Annotated in this window: 12 protein-coding genes and 2 pseudogenes; 10 read left to right on the top strand and 4 right to left on the bottom strand. The window is 57.3% G+C overall.

Annotated elements, in window-relative coordinates:
• The first annotated feature begins 103 nt into the window (after nt 1-103).
• The gene (locus AC1VV3_RS23065) at nt 104-1,165 is read left to right on the top strand and encodes an SDR family oxidoreductase (protein ID WP_465128848.1); all 1,062 of its coding nucleotides are present in this window, start codon (nt 104-106) and stop codon (nt 1,163-1,165) included.
• A gap of 602 nt (nt 1,166-1,767) precedes the next feature.
• On the opposite strand, the gene AC1VV3_RS23060 is transcribed toward AC1VV3_RS23065, so the two are convergent.
• Nucleotides 1,768-2,424, bottom strand: a complete 657-nt coding sequence (locus AC1VV3_RS23060) for a DsbA family oxidoreductase (protein ID WP_465128820.1) — start codon at nt 2,422-2,424, stop codon at nt 1,768-1,770.
• Nucleotides 2,425-2,750: 326 nt separating this feature from the next.
• Here AC1VV3_RS23060 and AC1VV3_RS23055 point away from each other — a divergent pair, with 326 nt between their 5' ends.
• The 5 genes and pseudogenes from AC1VV3_RS23055 to AC1VV3_RS23035 all read left to right on the top strand — a co-directional run.
• Complete coding sequence (locus tag AC1VV3_RS23055; RefSeq protein ID WP_482963400.1) at nt 2,751-5,108, top strand: TonB-dependent receptor plug domain-containing protein; 2,358 nt, start codon at nt 2,751-2,753, stop codon at nt 5,106-5,108.
• Nucleotides 5,109-5,401: 293 nt separating this feature from the next.
• Complete coding sequence (locus AC1VV3_RS23050) at nt 5,402-5,866, top strand: hypothetical protein (protein ID WP_482963399.1); 465 nt, start codon at nt 5,402-5,404, stop codon at nt 5,864-5,866.
• A 387-nt stretch (nt 5,867-6,253) separates the two neighbouring features.
• Nucleotides 6,254-6,466, top strand: a complete 213-nt coding sequence (locus AC1VV3_RS23045; protein ID WP_465128823.1) for a hypothetical protein — start codon at nt 6,254-6,256, stop codon at nt 6,464-6,466.
• A 215-nt stretch (nt 6,467-6,681) separates the two neighbouring features.
• Nucleotides 6,682-7,284 carry an ankyrin repeat domain-containing protein gene (locus AC1VV3_RS23040; protein WP_132269542.1) on the top strand — a complete coding sequence of 201 codons (603 nt, stop codon included), beginning with the start codon at nt 6,682-6,684 and terminating at the stop codon, nt 7,282-7,284.
• Nucleotides 7,285-8,021: 737 nt separating this feature from the next.
• Nucleotides 8,022-8,102, top strand: a pseudogene (locus tag AC1VV3_RS23035) (DUF2274 domain-containing protein); the annotation flags it as partial.
• 116 nt (nt 8,103-8,218) lie between these two features.
• Here AC1VV3_RS23035 and AC1VV3_RS23030 read toward each other — a convergent pair.
• Nucleotides 8,219-8,965 carry a class I SAM-dependent methyltransferase gene (locus AC1VV3_RS23030; RefSeq protein ID WP_465128825.1) on the bottom strand — a complete coding sequence of 249 codons (747 nt, stop codon included), beginning with the start codon at nt 8,963-8,965 and terminating at the stop codon, nt 8,219-8,221.
• Nucleotides 8,965-9,762, bottom strand: a complete 798-nt coding sequence (locus tag AC1VV3_RS23025; protein WP_482963398.1) for a hypothetical protein — start codon at nt 9,760-9,762, stop codon at nt 8,965-8,967. The genes AC1VV3_RS23030 and AC1VV3_RS23025 overlap by 1 nt, the downstream gene beginning before the upstream one ends.
• Nucleotides 9,763-10,211: 449 nt before the next feature.
• Here AC1VV3_RS23025 and AC1VV3_RS23020 point away from each other — a divergent pair.
• Nucleotides 10,212-10,574: pseudogene (locus tag AC1VV3_RS23020) on the top strand (transposase); the annotation flags it as partial.
• A gap of 290 nt (nt 10,575-10,864) precedes the next feature.
• Here the strand turns inward: AC1VV3_RS23020 and AC1VV3_RS23015 are convergent.
• On the bottom strand, nt 10,865-11,053 hold the full coding sequence (locus AC1VV3_RS23015; RefSeq protein WP_132269420.1) for a hypothetical protein: 189 nt from the start codon (nt 11,051-11,053) through the stop codon (nt 10,865-10,867).
• A 205-nt stretch (nt 11,054-11,258) separates the two neighbouring features.
• On the opposite strand from AC1VV3_RS23015, the gene AC1VV3_RS23010 reads away from it, so the two are divergent.
• From AC1VV3_RS23010 to AC1VV3_RS23000, 3 genes are all read left to right on the top strand, one after another.
• Nucleotides 11,259-11,618, top strand: a complete 360-nt coding sequence (locus AC1VV3_RS23010; RefSeq protein ID WP_482963397.1) for a PilZ domain-containing protein — start codon at nt 11,259-11,261, stop codon at nt 11,616-11,618.
• A 428-nt stretch (nt 11,619-12,046) separates the two neighbouring features.
• Nucleotides 12,047-14,782, top strand: a complete 2,736-nt coding sequence (locus AC1VV3_RS23005; RefSeq protein ID WP_482963396.1) for a TonB-dependent receptor domain-containing protein — start codon at nt 12,047-12,049, stop codon at nt 14,780-14,782.
• A gap of 86 nt (nt 14,783-14,868) precedes the next feature.
• Complete coding sequence (locus AC1VV3_RS23000; protein WP_482963395.1) at nt 14,869-16,842, top strand: S9 family peptidase; 1,974 nt, start codon at nt 14,869-14,871, stop codon at nt 16,840-16,842.

Raw genomic sequence — 16,842 nt, 5'->3', positions numbered from 1 at the left:
GCTGGTAACCTTTTGGTGCCTAGTGACCTATTTGGTGCCGTCTAGAAGCAAACGCGCTTCGTGCCTAGTTGATTTGCCCATGCACGAGACGAAGGAAATGAAGATGGTGAAAACGGCCTTGGTAGTGGGGGCAAGCGGGATCGTTGGAAACGCAACGGCGACATTATTAGTCGAGCAAGGTTGGAAGTTATATGGGCTGGCCAGGCGGCCGATCGAACAGGACGGCGTGATCCCCATTGCCGCCGACCTGCAGGACGAGCAAGCGACCGGTGCCGCGCTTGCGGATATTGATCCTGACGCAATCTTCATCACTACCTGGCTACGCCAAGACAGCGAGGCGGAAAACATACGGGTGAATGCGAACATGGTTCGTAACCTGCTCGCCAGTTTACCGAGGGCGTCCGGCTCCCGTCACGTAGCGCTGGTTACTGGCCTCAAACACTACCTTGGCCCATTCGAGGCCTACGGAAAAGGCATCCTGCCCCAGACGCCTTTCCGCGAGGAGCAAGGCCGGCTCGATGTCGAAAACTTCTACTATGCTCAAGAAGATGAGCTTTTCGCCGCGGCTCGGCGCGATGGTTTTACCTGGAGCATTCATCGTCCCCATACCGTCATAGGTAAGGCGGTCGGCAACGCCATGAACATGGGAACGACCCTGGCGGTTTACGCGGCTTTGTGCCGGGAGTTGGGACGCCCATTCACCTTCCCGGGCTCCGCGGCCCAGTGGAGCGGCTTGACCGACATGACTGATGCTCGGCAGCTGGCGCGCCATCTCCTTTGGGCGAGCGAGACCAAACCTGCGCACAACGAAGACTTCAACGTGGTCGATGGCGATGTATTCCGCTGGCAGTGGATGTGGGGCCGCATTGCAGATTGGTTCGGCATCGAGCCTGTACCTTTCGATGGGATTGTGCGGCCTTTGGAAATGCAGATGGCGGATGATGCCAAGGTCTGGCGCAAGATTGCCGATCGGGAAGGCTTGGCCGAGCCTGATTTGTCCCGTCTCGCATCTCCTTGGCACACCGACGCAGATCTTGGCCGACCGATCGAGGTGGTGACAGACATGTCGAAAAGCCGGCGACTTGGCTTTACGTCCTATCAACCCACCGATGACGCCTTTTTCGCGTTATTCGAACGGCTTCGTTTGGATCGTCTCATTCCCTAGGGCATCGCCCGAAAGAGAGACATTCAAGTCTTGAATTGGGGAAGCGCGGGTATTCCAAGGCTAAACGCCAATTGGTCGGATCAAAGCCATTCCCAACGCCGGCCGCTGCTGGCAGCTTCCACGGGAACTGCCATCAGCCTTAAGCTACATGAACGAAGATATTATCCTGGCCCAACTTGTTCGGCTCTGAGAAGTGCCCGGGTTTGTCTCAACAGCCTTGACGCCTGATAGGCTGATCGTCTGCGGGTTGGTTGTTCACGCTGCGTCATGGAGGGCGAGCGTAGCTGGCCGGAGCGACGCCCCGCAAGTCGCGGCCAATTCACGCTGCCACGGCCTGCGGCAGATTGTCAAAGTAGGTTTGCTCGGGCGTACGCCCGCCGACGCTTGCGCCGGCCACACAGCGTGCTGGCAAGCGGGATCGGTATTGTTTTGTTTATCACGCTCGCCAGCTGGGCTATCGCGCCGCAGCGGGCGCAATGGGCAACGGGCAACGGGTAATGGGCGAATACACCGGAAGGGCGGTGTCCCAAACGAAACGCCTCTTGCATCGACCTTCTGGCGTTTCCCCCGCGCGATCAGTTTTAACCCCCACGCTGTGATGCTCACTCGGTCGGCGCCTGAGCTGCAATACTGCGAAGTGCCTGCTCGAACGCCTCAGGCGGCTGCCCTCCGCTGATCAGATAACGATCGTCGACCACGATTGCCGGAACGCTGTTTATCCCGCGCGACTGCCAGAGAGCTTCCTCCTCCCGAACCGCTTCCACATAATGCTCACTCTTGAGAACCTCGCGCGCGCGCTCGCTGTCCAAGCCCGCCGCCTGGACCGCCCTCATTAGCACATGATGATCCGAAACATTGGCACCCTGCGTGAAATAGGCCTCGAACAATGCAAGTTTCAGTGCGGTTTGATCTCCAAGCTCGCCTGCCCAGTGCAGAAGCCGGTGGGCATCGAAAGTGTTGAAGATACGGCTGTCATTCGTCATCTTGATCGCGAAGCCGACGCTTTGCGCGCGGTCGCGGATCGCAGCACGATTGGCGGCCGATTGCTCGGGTGTCGATCCATATTTCTCTGCAATATGTTCTCCCAGATCCTGACCTTCGGGGCCCATCGTCGGATTGAGTTCGAAGGGCCTAAACTGGATGTCTGCCAAAACTTCGCCTTTGAGGCGGTCAAGCGCGATCTGAAGCCCCTTCAAGCCGATAATGCACCAAGGACAGGCAATGTCGGAAACGAAGTCGATTTTGATACGCTGCGTCATCGACAAATCCTTCTTGTGCTTTTGGCCGGCTCAACCATTCGATCTGGGTATAAATAGGAGAGGTGTCGCTGCGCGGGGAGGGGGCGCGGCCGACATTGGGCTAAAAAGGGGCGGCGCACATTCCTTCTGCAAGAAGAACTTCGTGTCATATTTCAAAAACTAAACAGACACATCCCACGCTTTCGTGCCATTTCCGTCATCAACGAAGACCAGGCGGTGATGCTGCATCCTTCCGCGCTGGTACCACCAGCTGCGGGAGACAGCACAACAAGGTTCAGGACATACCGCGAGAAGAACGTCCCGTCTTCACGCGCGAGGAGAATATGATGACGTTGAAAACTGCTCTGTTACTTGCTGCCGTTTCCGGCGGTGCACTGGTCACGAGCGGGACCGCGTTTGCACAGCAAGCTGCCGCCGATACGGAAGCGGTCGATAACAGCAGCAGCGATGATATTGTCGTGACCGGTACACGTGCCGCGGGACGCTCCAAGCTTGATAGTGCCTCGCCAGTGGACGTGGTGACGGCCCAAGAGCTTAAACAGCAAGGCACGACAGAACTGGCAACGGCACTTGCGAGCTCGGTTCCCTCGATTTCCTTCCCGCGCCCTGCCGCAAACGACGGCACCGACGCGATCCGCCCAGCGATCTTGCGCGGGATGAGCCCTGACCAGACGCTTGTGCTTATAAACGGAGTGCGGGCTCATACTTCGGCCTCTCTCAACGTCAACGGGGTGGTCGGGCGCGGTTCCGCGGCGGTGGATCTCAACACGATTCCATCCACTGCGCTCAGTTCCATAGAGGTGCTGCGAGACGGCGCTTCTGCACAATACGGCTCGGATGCCATCGCCGGCGTCGTGAACTTGCGCCTTCGCGAAGCCGATCACGGCGGCGGCAGCACGGTGACTTACGGTCTCTACGATACGCAGGTGGACACCGCGCGGGACAGCCGCCACGTCATTGGTGAAAGTATTGTCACTGCAGCGGGATGGCAGGGCATCAAGCTTGGGCAAGATGGCTTCCTGACGGTGTCGGGCGAATATACCCACCGCAATCCAACCAGCCGCGGCGACGTCGACCCGCGCCTGGCCATCCCGGTCGTGGACAACCGCTTCGGCGATCCAAAGGTCGACAGCTACTCCATCTACGTCAACTCGGCTAAGCCGCTTAGCGAGACCTGGGAAATCTACGCCTTCGGTGGCTATCAGTACCGTGACACCAGTTCGGCCGCGTTCCCGCGCCTGACACAAGGCACCACGGGAGCGGGGGCTTACGGCCTTGAAGGGTTCCTTCCAAAGATCAACACTCATTCCAAAGACTTGACAGTGACCGGCGGGCTGCGCGGCGAAATCGCTGGCTGGAAAGCCGACTTCAACGCCAGCTATGGCCGCAACCGCATCGATTACTGGACGCGCGATTCCGCGAATTATACCTACGGCGCGGATAGTCCGACCGACTTCTACGACGGTGCGTCGATCTATGACCAATGGGTCGCTGGGGTAGACTTTTCCAGGCAATTTGATGTCTTCAAGTCGCTAAACGTGGCATGGGGCGCAGAGGGGCGCCGCGAAAGCTACCAGATAAAGGCCGGCGAACCCGCTTCTTATGGCTATGGCACGGCCTTTCCCAGCGCAACACCTGGCGCACAGGGCTTCCCCGGATTCGGGCCGCAGAACGTGGTTGACAGGCACCGTCAGAACGGTTCCGTCTATCTAGACCTCGAAGCTCAAGTCACCGATAAGCTCTTGATCGGATTAGCGGGTCGCGGGGAGGACTATTCGGATTTCGGCACGACCGGAACCGGCAAGCTCTCAGTGCGATATGACATTGCTCCCGCGTTCGCTATTCGCGGCACGGCCTCGACCGGCTTCCGTGCTCCCAGTCTCATCCAGCAGTATTATACGTCTATCACTACGGTCGTGCAGAACGGTAATCCGCTCAGCACAGGAACCTACCCTTCCACTTCTTCCCAAGCCGTATCGCTGGGGGGTCAACCGCTGGAACCAGAAAAGTCCACCAACCTGTCGGCCGGTTTCGTTGTGCGTGCCGGCGGCTTCTCGCTCACCGTGGACGGCTACCGCATCCACGTTCGCAACCAGATCGGGCTTTCGGAAAATATCCCGGTCACCGGTATCGAGGGCGTGTCCGCTGCCCGCTTTTTCCTCAACGGACTGGCCACGACCACCAAAGGTGTTGACGCGGTCGCAAGCTACAAGGTGCTTACAGACGCCGCAGGCACTTTCGATTTCACGGTTGCGGGCAACCTCAACAACATCAAAGTCACCAAGGTCCCCACCAGCGAGCTGTCGACCCTGTTTGCTCGTAGCCGGATCCTGACGATCGAAGACGGCACCCCTGGTGAAAAGGTGTCAGGCACGCTCGTCTGGACTGGCAACAATCTCGGGGCGACGGCGCGCGTCACATATTACGGCGATGTGCTGCAACCCGGCACTGTGGCCACGAGCGATCTTAATACCGGAAAGCGTGCAATCACCGATCTGGAAGTACGCTATCAGCCCCATGCTTCTGCTTTAGATCTGGCAGTTGGTGCTAGCAACCTCTTCGACGTATATCCCCGACAAACTCCGGCAGCTCTCAACAGTACGGGCGTGACCGCATTCCCGTACTACTCGCCGTTTGGCTTCAATGGGCGTTACCTCTATATTCGGGCCGGCCTAAACTGGTAGATCATTATTCCAAATGGGAAGACCGGAGGATTCTAAGATCTCCGGTCTTCTCTGTTTCGATCTCGTTCAAATCGGCGACAGCAGACTTTCCGCGGCGCGAACCGTCGGACTCTTGGCTTTATGATCTTTCTGTCAGCGGATGGACGGCGCGCCATTCTAAGATATGTATTCCATTGCTGGGTCCGGGTTTTTCCCGATAGCGCCGCCCAACTTGGCGTAGCATCCTTGGAAGACTCGAATGGGCTCCGCAGAACCGGTGCACACCATCGGATTTGTGTCGCTGGGAGTTTTGCGTGACGCCAATCCGCGCGGAACTCCCAAACCTTTCAAAGAACCCATCTCCGATATCCGGCGGCTCGCTACGTTGCCAGCTTGGAGCTTATCAATCTCGATTAAGCCCAGGCCCTCGAAAGCCCAGCGGAACAGCAAAAAACCCCGGAACCGAAACCAAATCAATGGACACGGTGTTGTGGCTTGACCCCCATGGAGTGAGCTTTATGCCAAAAGCAACGTTCGAGAATGTCGATGGTGATGACGTTGAGATCGACAGCGATGATGTCGTGCATCTTGCGGCCGGTGAGGAACCGGAAGTGACGATAATCGAACTCGAAAATGGAGACCAGATTGAGGTGGTTGCGACCGAACTCGAGGTTGCTGCTGAGCTCGGTCTCAATCCGTTGGAGTATGTAGATGTTGAAGACGATGATGAATCGATCGAAGGCATGGTCGAGGACGAAGGCCTAGATAACGAAGAATGAAACTATGCGGCGGCTAATTTTAGCCGCCGCACAATTCTTGATTTCCCGACCTGCAAGTATCATTCTATTTTTGAACAGACTCGGGCTCATCTTGCGATGCTCGCGCGGGGTGAGCCTTGCCGCTGGCCGACATCGTCAGGCGAATTGAATATTCCCATCTACAGCCTTAACTTAAACCGCGGTGGCATTCTCGCAGGGAGAAAAGCATTGTAGACCGGATGTGAACAATGATCATCCCGCCTATTGCTAATTTTTTCGATAACCGCCAGCACTCCTGCCTAGAACCGCCAGTTCAGTCCGCTTCGTTGCGGCGATCCGCAAACAATCTCGGCGTTTTCTTCGAAATCCACCGGGCACGTAAGTCCATATATTTGGGGGTCCGGGGACATGCTCGAAAAATGCCTTAAGTATTTTAATATCGAGCGAAGCCGCCTCTTGCAAAAGATTGACCTGCTGCAAACAGCGCCGTCTTCTGACCCGGCAGAAGCTCAGAAATTGAACCTGTTAGCCCGGATCACCGAAGAGCAGATAATCAAATGGTCACTCGATCTCGGCGGCGATGACAGCGAACAACAAGCAGCCCGACAAAGCAGGGAATAGCCCAACAGGAAGGGGAGGGCACCACAACCTGGCGACGTCCGCGATTCGCGGTTACCGCTTACACCCGCTGGATTGCTCCGCCTCGGCTGCCATTAACCGATCGCTTGATAGCGTTCGCGAAACTTTCGGAACTCATCGATACAACCGATGTTGTGGTGAATGAATGGGCGCGGGCCCAAACAATGTCCCTTTTTGGGAACGCCGGAGCTTGGCACATGACAGGATCGAACGATACTCGCGGGAAAGCCAATGCGAACCGCCCCGATCAACAATCCGTTGACGACCAGCGCCATGACCAAGGCCCCCCGGGATCTGTAAATGACTCGTCCCTGCCATCGCCCGAAAGGATCCAAGAGCTGCTGTTTGAAGCAGCGCGAATCGGACGGGACGATATGATCACCCCCCTGATCGACGCAGGCGCGGATCTGGAAGCCCACGATATCAAAGGCCATACGGCGCTGGTACTCGCAACGTACAATGGTCACGAGAGCACAACCGGATTGCTCCTCGAGCTGGGCGCGGCGGCCGATGGTGACACGGTGAGCGGGAGCCCGTTAATGGGAGTGTGTTTTAAGGGCCACCTCAGGATTGCGAAAAAACTCATTGATGCAGGAGCTGATGCCAACCAGCGCAATTCCGCCGGTCAAACGCCACTGATGATGGCATCACTTTTTGGTCACCGCGATATTATCGATTTGCTTGTTTCCAACGGCGCGGATCTGCGAGCGATTGACGCTGCGGGAAACGATGCTGTCAGCTTAGCCCGGGCCCAAGGCAACGAAGAGATGGCGTCCTGGCTCTTGGAACTCGGACCTTAGGGAGGTTTCGGAGCGTCCTGCGACTTCGCGATATGAAGCGAACCATGCACAACCAATTACGATGGCCTACGAATGCCCCGGCGATGATGACCTGCGTCTCTTGTCGAAAGAGGCTTTCCGCTGAACACAGCGATGCGTATTCATGATAAGCCGCCAGGTGGGCCACATCTTCCCGAAGACTGCGGCGAAACCGGCGGTGCTCCCATTTCTTAAAGCTCGAAGCGGCCTCGGGAGAGATCGCTCACGTCGGGTGAAAGGCCGAACAGATGATGCTCTTTGCATCGACTGGTTTCGGCGACGGCGAGGTCAACCTTAATCGCCCGGTTGAGGGGGGAGATGCCCGATCCCGGACATAAGGGCGCACACCCCTAGTTGCAGTGAACGAGCCACAAGTCGTCGCGGCGTACATCGGCAATCCATCCACCGAGCCATCTCATGGCTTCCACCATAAGAAGGCCACTATGAAAATTCTTAAATAACCTCTTGTACTTTCGGCAATAGCTGGCGGCCCGGCATAGCCGCTACGGCCGACGCACACCCTCGCGATCACCAGCGCTACGAAGGGCGACGCGACCAATATCATGATTATCGCCGCTATGATCGCCCGCGGTATTGGAGCGGCCACCGCTATCGCTGAAACGATCGACGCTGCTGAACCGAATGGCGCCACCACCACAAGTTCCATGTCTGCCGCTAAACCTGGGGATGCGAAGGATTAGGGCAAAGAGGCTTTTTCTACTCTAGTTCCAGCGATGCTCGAAGCATTTCTGAGCAGCGATCGCGCGTTCTCTAGATCGCGCGGCCGTAGTGGGAAATAATGCGTTGCGTGAGGTGCGCGCCCGTCACGCGTTTTGTGACACGCGTGACAGTGCAATGCAATTACGGCATCTAGCTAGCTAGGCCGACGAACGTGCCGTTGGCGGTTATGCTGGCGTTATGCCTCCTTTATGAGGCGGTAGAAGTAGTAATCCGTGCCGTCACGCCCGTGCTCGACAAGTATTCGGGTATCGATGCGAAGTTTCAGCTTACGGAAAGTTTGGAATATCACATCCCTGTCATGCTGGATCGTGTGAGGGGCGTTCGCCTTGGGGTGTCTCAACAGTCGCCTCAGGGATCGCCTGAAATCGAGCAAATATCTTGTCACGAAACGCCGCAAGCCTTTTGGCCCGTTAAGCAGCAAGTCTCGGGTTGGAACCTGGTGGCGGATGCCCACGATCAGGTAGCGCTTTGAAACGCGGCGCAATTCGCCCAGGACTTCCTCAAGACCGCGAGCGTCGACCCAGTTGAGGAAACGACTGCTGAGTGCGCAGTCGTAAGTGTCATCATCATCCGGAATGGCGCGGATATCTCCGAGTTGGAGCGTGCAGTCCGTCCAGCCCGCTTCGCCGTTTCCGTGCAGTTCTTCCAATTCGTCGACTTCTTCCAGCTTGGCGCGCGCGGCTTTCAGCATGTCGGGAGAAATGTCGCGTCCAACGATGGTCATGCCGCGCTTGCGGTAGAGCTTGAGAAAGCGCCCGGTTCCAACCGGCATGTCAAGCACGGTGGAGCCGGCAGTGACGACCCGCAGAAGTTCGTCAACCGCGCTGTCTTCTCCAAGCCACTTCGTGGTCGGCGCGCGGCGGGCATCATATCCTGTTGCTGCCGCGCCCGTGTATGCGGTGCTTAATGTCTGAAAATCCATCAATTGATCTCCTGTTGAAGCATCCTGTCTTGCAGGAAACCTGCAACTTGCTCTGCCGCATCCGCAAGGTCCGCCTCGCCGTCCACTTCGAGCACGGGGACATCACGGCGCGTCATGATGTCAGATGCAAGATCGAAGGCTTCTGCGGCGTTTACGGTGGCGGCATGAAGCTCGCTCGGGCTTAGATCGATGTGGGCATTGATCCGTCGGTCCCTGCTGCGGAGGCGTTCCACAATCACGTCGGGCCGCGCCGCGACCACTACGACCGCTCCGGGCTTTGGCACCGAAGAAAAATACGCCTCTCTCAGCGGGCGGTCACAGGCCCATCCCTTTTGAACAAGGGCGTCCTGTTGGAGAATTTGTACGGCAGGAGGAAGACGGTTCCAAAGGTGCAGGTCGCGCAGATGTTCCAACATGATCGGTAGCCTGGAGAATTGGGAGAACGCATCTCCAAACCCTGTCCGGGCCAATTCGATGCAGCACTCCAGGAAGGCGCTTTGATCGTGCAAAGTCTGCCGGAATGAAACTTCCGAAGCAGTTATCGCCAGTCGCCGGGCGTATACGTCCCCTATTCGTGGGAGCCGGAAGGCTGATCGATAGGAGATACGGCGCAATGGACTAACGCGATCCAGGTTTGCCATCGCCGCCAGAAACCTGCCTTCCTGTACCGTGCGATAGACTCGCTGCCGCCCCAATCGAGCATGCACCGCTTGATAGATAGCTGACTTTCCAACTCCCGGAGGACCGACGAATTCGACTTGCCGCTCGGATCCGGGAAAGACCGAGGATATCGCCATGGGCGGCACTGCATTGGGAATGGATAGGTGCTTCACCTTCACATCCTTGAGCCAGGAGGTTTAGAGCTTGGCTGCGCCAAGGCTTCGAAACAGGCGCGCTTCCGCAAGCGCCACCTTTTCAACCAAAAAGGTAGAGAATAAAAATTCGCGGTCAATCTATCCAGAATGGGTAGGAGATAGCGTGCGCGATTGCCGTTAGTCTGCGCGTCTGGGTACTGATTTATGGTAAGAAGTCGTTAAGGGAAAGGCGGTGCCATCTCTTAGCTATGTTATTGTAATTAATGCCATATCGAGTAAATAAGCCCTGACGATTGAGTTGATCCGGCTAGCTTGGAACGTCGGCGATAGCTCGGAACAGCGAATGATCAAAGCATCTGGCACGCTACAAGGCTGTTCATCTCGTTACATCCAAGCGTTCTCGACTGAAGGTTGTTTTAGAGGCTGGATAAGGCTCCGCCGAGTATATCTACGACAGCCTCTACTGTGCCCGTGGCCAAGCCGAAAACCTCATCAAACTGCACGAGACGCAACTCGCCAGCGATCGCACCTCGTGCCGCTCGGCCAACGCAAACCAAATGCAGCTCATCCTGCACACCGCCGCGTTCTGGATCATGTGGCGCATCCGGCGGGCCATCCCAAGGGCCTCCGCTCTTGCCACCGCCGAGTTCGCCACCTTGCGCCTGCGGCTCCTCAAGGTCGCCGCCCGCGTCATCGAAACCGCCACCCGCATTCGTGTCGCCTTCGCTTCCGCCTGTCCCGACGCCGCCGTGTTCCAGGCCATGGCCGCCGCGCTCAGGATAACCCCGACTTAGCTTGGGCGGCCATGCCGCAGAACGCTCACACCCCGCCCTTCAACCCAGCAAACCTCTCGATCCCACGCGATGAAAAAGACGCTACGATCCCGCTCGACCTGATTACGTGGAAAATCCGCAAGCAGGTGCGCGCTCGGGAATGCAGGCGCTCCATGAATAGGACGGGCTGGTGAAGCCCGCCAAATGACGCGCCGAGCAGTCTGTGCACATCCCGACAGACCTTCCTTACCACGCCTTAGTTCCAAACAATTGCTGCCCAGATTTTCGCAGACAGCCCGGGATTGGGTAACTCAATGATTCGGCGTTGAATCACCAGCCTGAAGTAAATCAAGCATAAACGTGAAAAACCTTAAAAGGTCTTCCTCGTCTTGAGGCCATTGAGAAAAACCTGCGGTTGATAAGGTCATGAAAACATGCTCGATGCGAGGAGCCGGGACGGCTGAAAAAAGTTGCACTGAAGAATTGAGATTTTTCTGCATCTGTTTAACATACACCGCAAATCGACGCCGCTCGCCATTACAATGCTGTCATTGAGAGCTATCGGCATCCCTTACGCGAAAAATAAAATCATCCCTCAAAATGGATATGAGATGAATGAAAGTTCATCATTTTGACGTGTATTTAATTAGCGCTCCGCGAATATGGTGATTGGACTTAGCATAAATTTAACTATCTGTGTCTAATTTGGTCGTCGAAGTGCGGAGAATTGGCGCAGTGACAATGCGAGCTAAATTGTCGGTGAGGGATGCACGGAAAGCCCTGCGACACCGGGTCGATTTTCAGACGGTTGGAACCAATCGCCGGCTGGGCGACATGGCCTTGCATATTATTAATCTTTCAGCGCAAGGCTTCATGAACGAGGGCACGATTGCTCTTGAGCTCGGCGAACGTGTTGAGCTTCTCCTTCCGTTCATTGGCCGGATCGATGCCCATTTAGTCTGGCAACATGGACACCAGGCGGGATTTCAGTTCGAGAGAGTAATCCGAGAGAAAGACTTGAATCAACTGCTTGCAGATATCGCAGAGCGACCGCAAGCCATTTGATGGATCGATGAACTTTAGACAGGATCGACTAGACTTCTTCGGGGCCCGTGCGATGAGTTACAAATGGTGTCTATGGCGGATCGACATGTGGTCAGCCGCTTTGGACGTTTGCACAATCCGTTGATCATCTTCAGGCCGTATATCGCGGCAATCGGCAGCATTTCACAGTGCAGATCTTATCGATAGGGTGCGAAGCGTGGAAGGGCTGCACTAGGGTGCAACATTTTTGCGTCTGCTCAAGTGCAAAAATTGTTGTTGTGTATCGCGGCGCCATTGTTACAAACCTTTGCAATAAAAATGAGACACTAGAGGGTCGCACCTCAACATAAACGCAATATCCATCGATCGCGGCCTTATACTTGGCGGTGACAGCGGAGCGCGTTCAAACACTCATTGATAGATATTCATGGGGGAGGCCACCAACATAAATGGCCTCAGGAAATGAGGCTCAGCAACAGAGCTTCTTAATGAAATCTTTTCGTAACCGGCTGACCGGCAGCGCCAGTGTGCTTGCCGCCGCCATGGCGTTCGCGCTCCCGGCACTAGCACAGGACAACACGGCTGCCCCCGACGAGCCATTGGGTGAGATCGTCGTGTCCAGCACCCGCATTGATGCCTCCGGCTTCGACGCGCCTACGCCGACACTGCATCTCGGCGCCGACGATCTTTCGGTCGGCCAGCGCGCCAACGTTGCTGCGGCGCTGAACGACATGCCGCAGTTTCGCGCAACCACCTCGCCCCAGACGACCGGCACGAATACAGGCGCTGGACAAGCACCGGTCGATCTTCGCGGACTCGGCGTGAACCGCACGCTCGTGCTCATGAATGGTCGCCGCTTCTCTAGCGAAAACGACTTGAATACTGTGCCATCGATCATGCTGAAGGGCGTCGACGTTGTCACCGGCGGCGCTTCGGCGGCCTGGGGTTCGGGCGCAGTGGCTGGTGTCGTCAATCTCCAGACTGACAGCAAGTACACCGGCGCTACATTGGGAGCCTCTGCCGGCCTGTCGCGCTACAATGACGATTTCGAATATCGCTTCGAAGGCAAGGCGGGGGTATCCTTTGGAGACGGTCGCGGTCACTTCGTGGTAGGCGGCGAATTCTACGACAGTGAAGGCGTGGTGCCCAAGGTCAGCCGCCCGAACGTGGGCCGCTGGGCGGTCTTCAACGGAACGATGACGCCGGATGTTGGCTATGCGAACATGGCCTACGGCGGCCTCATCACGTCGGGCGCGCTGAGGGGGCAAGCCTTCAATTCGAACGGATCGCTGCGTCCTTATGACTATGGCAATGCCGTCTCGGGGAGCTATTCGGCCGGCGGCGAGGGTCCTTCGAACGACGACCTGAGCCCACTTGTCACACCGCAGCGCCGCTATTCGGGCATGGCCAGCCTCAGCTATGAAGTCAGCCCCGCACTGACTGTTACGGCTGAACTGCGGCACTCGCGCATGTACAACAACTACACCTGGTTCGGTGATAACGTGCAGGGTTCGGCAAGCTCTGGCGTCTATATCAGTGCAGAAAACGCATTCCTGTCGCAGGGCATCAAGGACACCTTGGCAAGCGCAGGCCAGACCGGTTTTTACATGGGCCGCTTCAACAACGACCTGTCCTTCTCTCGCATCGATTTTGAGCGCAAGACTACGCAGGGTACGCTCGCGGTTGATGGGACTTTCGGCGGAGATTGGCGCTACAGCGCTTACTACAGCCACGGTGAGTACCAGAACAACATCGACACCCCCGGTTTCCTGCTTACGCAAAATTTCGCGAACGCTGTTGATGCTGTTATCGATCCGGCCAGTGGCGCTGCCGTGTGCCGCGTGGCCCTGACCAATGCAAACTCCGGCTGCGCACCGCTTAACCTGTTCGGAGAAGGCTCCCCCTCACAGGATGCCATCGATTACGTCACCGGCACCCCTTCGATGCGCGCGAAGTCCAAGCTTGATGTCGGCGGCATCAGCCTTCGCGGCGAGCCGTTCCAACTTCCTGCGGGCCCAGTCTCGATCGCTATTGGCGCCGAAGCGCGCAAGGAATCGATTCGGCAGACCGTGAGCGACCTCGATGCCGCTGGCGCCTATCGAACGTTCAGCTTCTCACCGTTATCTGGCAGCTTCAACGTGAAGGAAGCCTTCGCTGAAGTTTTGGTTCCGCTGGTCCACGACACCCCGCTTCTGCGCCGGTTTGACTTCAACGGCGCAGTCCGCCTGTCGGACTATAATACCTCTGGCTCAATCTGGTCGTGGAAGCTGGGCGCAACGAACGAATTCTTTCCAGGCTTCCGTGGCCGCATCACGCGTTCGCGAGACATCCGCTCGGCCAATCTTTCGGAACTCTTCACGCAGTCGACGACGGGCTACAATAATATCGTAAACCCCTGGAACGGGCAAACCGAATACGTACTCAGCAACGGTGGCGGCAATCCGGATCTCGATCCGGAGAAGGCCGATACCTGGACCTTCGGGGCGACCTGGAACCCGCCCTCGATCCCCCGCCTAAATCTCTCGCTCGATTACTTCGACATCACTATCGACGACGTGATCACCACAATCTCGGCTCAAGATCTGGTGACGCGGTGCTACAACGGCAATAACGAACTGTGCGGCCGCGTTGAGCGCAACGCAGCTGGGCAAATCACCCGCACCGTGTCAAGTTACGTCAATCTGTCGAACTACAAGACCAACGGTATCGATGCCCAGGTTGATTACGTCCTACCGCTTGACCAAGTCTTCGGCTCTGGCAAGGGACAGGTCCGGCTCGGTCTCGTCGGTACCTGGATCGACAGTCTGACTACCAACGACGGTGTCTCGCAGATCGAATATGTCCGTTCGCAGGGCTATTCCTTCGGTCTCGGCGTGCCCAAGTGGCGTGTAAATGCCACGGTTGGTTATGAGAGCCAGGCCCTGTCGGGTCTCGTGCGCGCTCGCTATATCTCGCCCGGCGAGTACAACTCGACGCTGGCGATCTCGAACAACCACATCAAAGCCTATACCTACTTCGATGCGCAGATGAAGGTGAGGATCAAGAATGATACCGGCCCGCAGCTCGAGCTTTATGCCAATGTCAACAATCTCTTCGACAAAGATCCGCCAGTCGGCTCGCTCTACTCGCCTTACTATGACGTGGTGGGACGCTACGTGACGATCGGCGCCCGCGTCGCGCTGTAAGGCTTGTGGTATCACTTCGGCGCGGTCCGCGAAGGACCGCGCCGATCCTTCCTGTCATTTCCCCAATTTCCCATGAGGACCGCCTGATGAAATCACCTGCCGCGCTCCATCGCCTTTCCGCAGGTTCCGCTTGCGCATTGGCGCTGCTGGCCCTGGTTGGCACCCCCGCCTACGCCGATGCCGAAAAGCCGGCCGCTATAGACATCGAGGACGTTCCCGCAATTCCCGATTCTGTGGTCTCTGCGACCCGCCCCTACCTGGAATCCCGCCGTGCCGATTTCCTCGGTTGGAATACCACCGACCGCTCTATGCTGGTCAAGACTCGATTCGGTGCGACTAACCAGCTTCACGTCGTGAAGGCGCCGGGCGGCGCGCGGACCCAGATCAGCTTCGGCAAGGAACCAGTGTTGGCCTCCTCGATGTCGCCTGCGAAGGACCACCTCACGGTGGTCATGCAGGATAGCGGAGGGGATGAATTCTATCAGCTTTATCGTCTCGCGGATGGGCGGCTCGAGCGCATAACTGATGGGAAGAGCCGGAACTGGCTCGGTGCCTGGAGCGCGGATGGCAAAACGATGGGCTACACCTCCACACGCCGCAACGGTACCGACATGGACCTCTATGTCATCGATCCGCGGGAGCCGAAGAGCGACCGCCTCGTTGCGCAGGTTAGCGGCGGTGGCTTCACCTTTGCCGCTTTTGCGCCCGACGGCAGAACCGCGCTGGCCGTCAATCGCCTGTCGATCAACAAATCCGTGGTCTACAAAGTGGAGCTTGCCTCGGGCAAGCTCAACGCGCTGACCGATGCCAAGGCAGAAGCCTCGTTTATCGACCCGCAATACGCCGCTGACGGCACCATCTGGGTGCTGAGCGATGCTGGCGGAAGCGATTTCACGCAGCTCGGCAAGCTCGATTCCAAGAGCGGCAAATTCACGCCGATTACCCGGGAAAAGTGGGACGTCAGCGACTACGCGCTGGCCGGAGATGGTAGCTTTATCGCCTATGCGACAAACGAGGCGGGCGTAAGCGTACTTCATGTGATGGACATGCCCGGCGGCACAATCCGAAAGGTCACAGGGCTGCCGACGGGGGTCATCCCCTGGGCGATCGGCCCTGCCATTCAGATCGCGCCTTGGGGACCCATTGGCTTCAGCCTGTCCTCCGCCAAAGTCCCGGGCGATGCCTTTTCAGTCGACCCCAAGACATTGGCGGTTACCCGCTGGACCGCAAGCGAGACAGGCGGGCTTGACGCAGCAAAAAATGTAGAGCCCGAACTCGTCACCATCAAGAGCTTCGACGGCGAGACCGTGACCGGCTTCCTTTACCGTCCCGATCAAGCCAAATTCCCCGGCAAGCGCCCGCTACTGCTCGACATCCATGGGGGGCCCGAAGGGCAGACCCGCCCTGATTTCCTTGGAGCGGAAAACTATTACCTGAACGAACTGGGCATCGCACTGTTCTTTCCTAATGTTCGGGGCTCCTCGGGCTTCGGCAAGCGTTTCGTTAATCTCGACAATGGTCCCTTCAAGCGGGAGGATTCGGTCAAGGACGTCGGAGCCTTCCTCGATCACTTCGCAAAAGACGGCACGCTCGATGCCGGCCGCTTCTCAGTGACAGGCGTCAGCTATGGCGGATACATGTGCTATGCCTCCTCGACACACTTCTCCGACAAGCTGAAAAGTGCGAGCTGCTATGTCGGAATATCAAACTTCGTGACGTTCCTTGAGAACACCCAGAGCTATCGGCGTGACTTGCGTCGACCGGAATATGGGGACGAGCGCGATCCCAAGCAGCGTACCAAGCTAATGGAGATCTCGCCGCTCACCAGCATCTCGAAAATCCACATCCCGCTGTTCATTGCGACGGGCGGCAACGATCCGCGCGTTCCCGCCTCCGAAGGCCAGCAGATTGCCAAGGCTCTGCGGGCGGCAGGTAATCCCACCTGGTACCTAAATGCCACCAACGAAGGGCACGGGTTCCACAAGAAGGAAAACGAGGAATATTACTTCCAGGCCAGCGTGGAATTTTGGAAGCGTACACTGCTTTCGGAAGGGCAGTAG

This window comes from Novosphingobium sp. BL-S-34, assembly GCF_056857015.1.
Note: the sequence above shows the minus strand (reverse complement) of the source record. Positions and strands in the feature narration are given on the sequence as shown.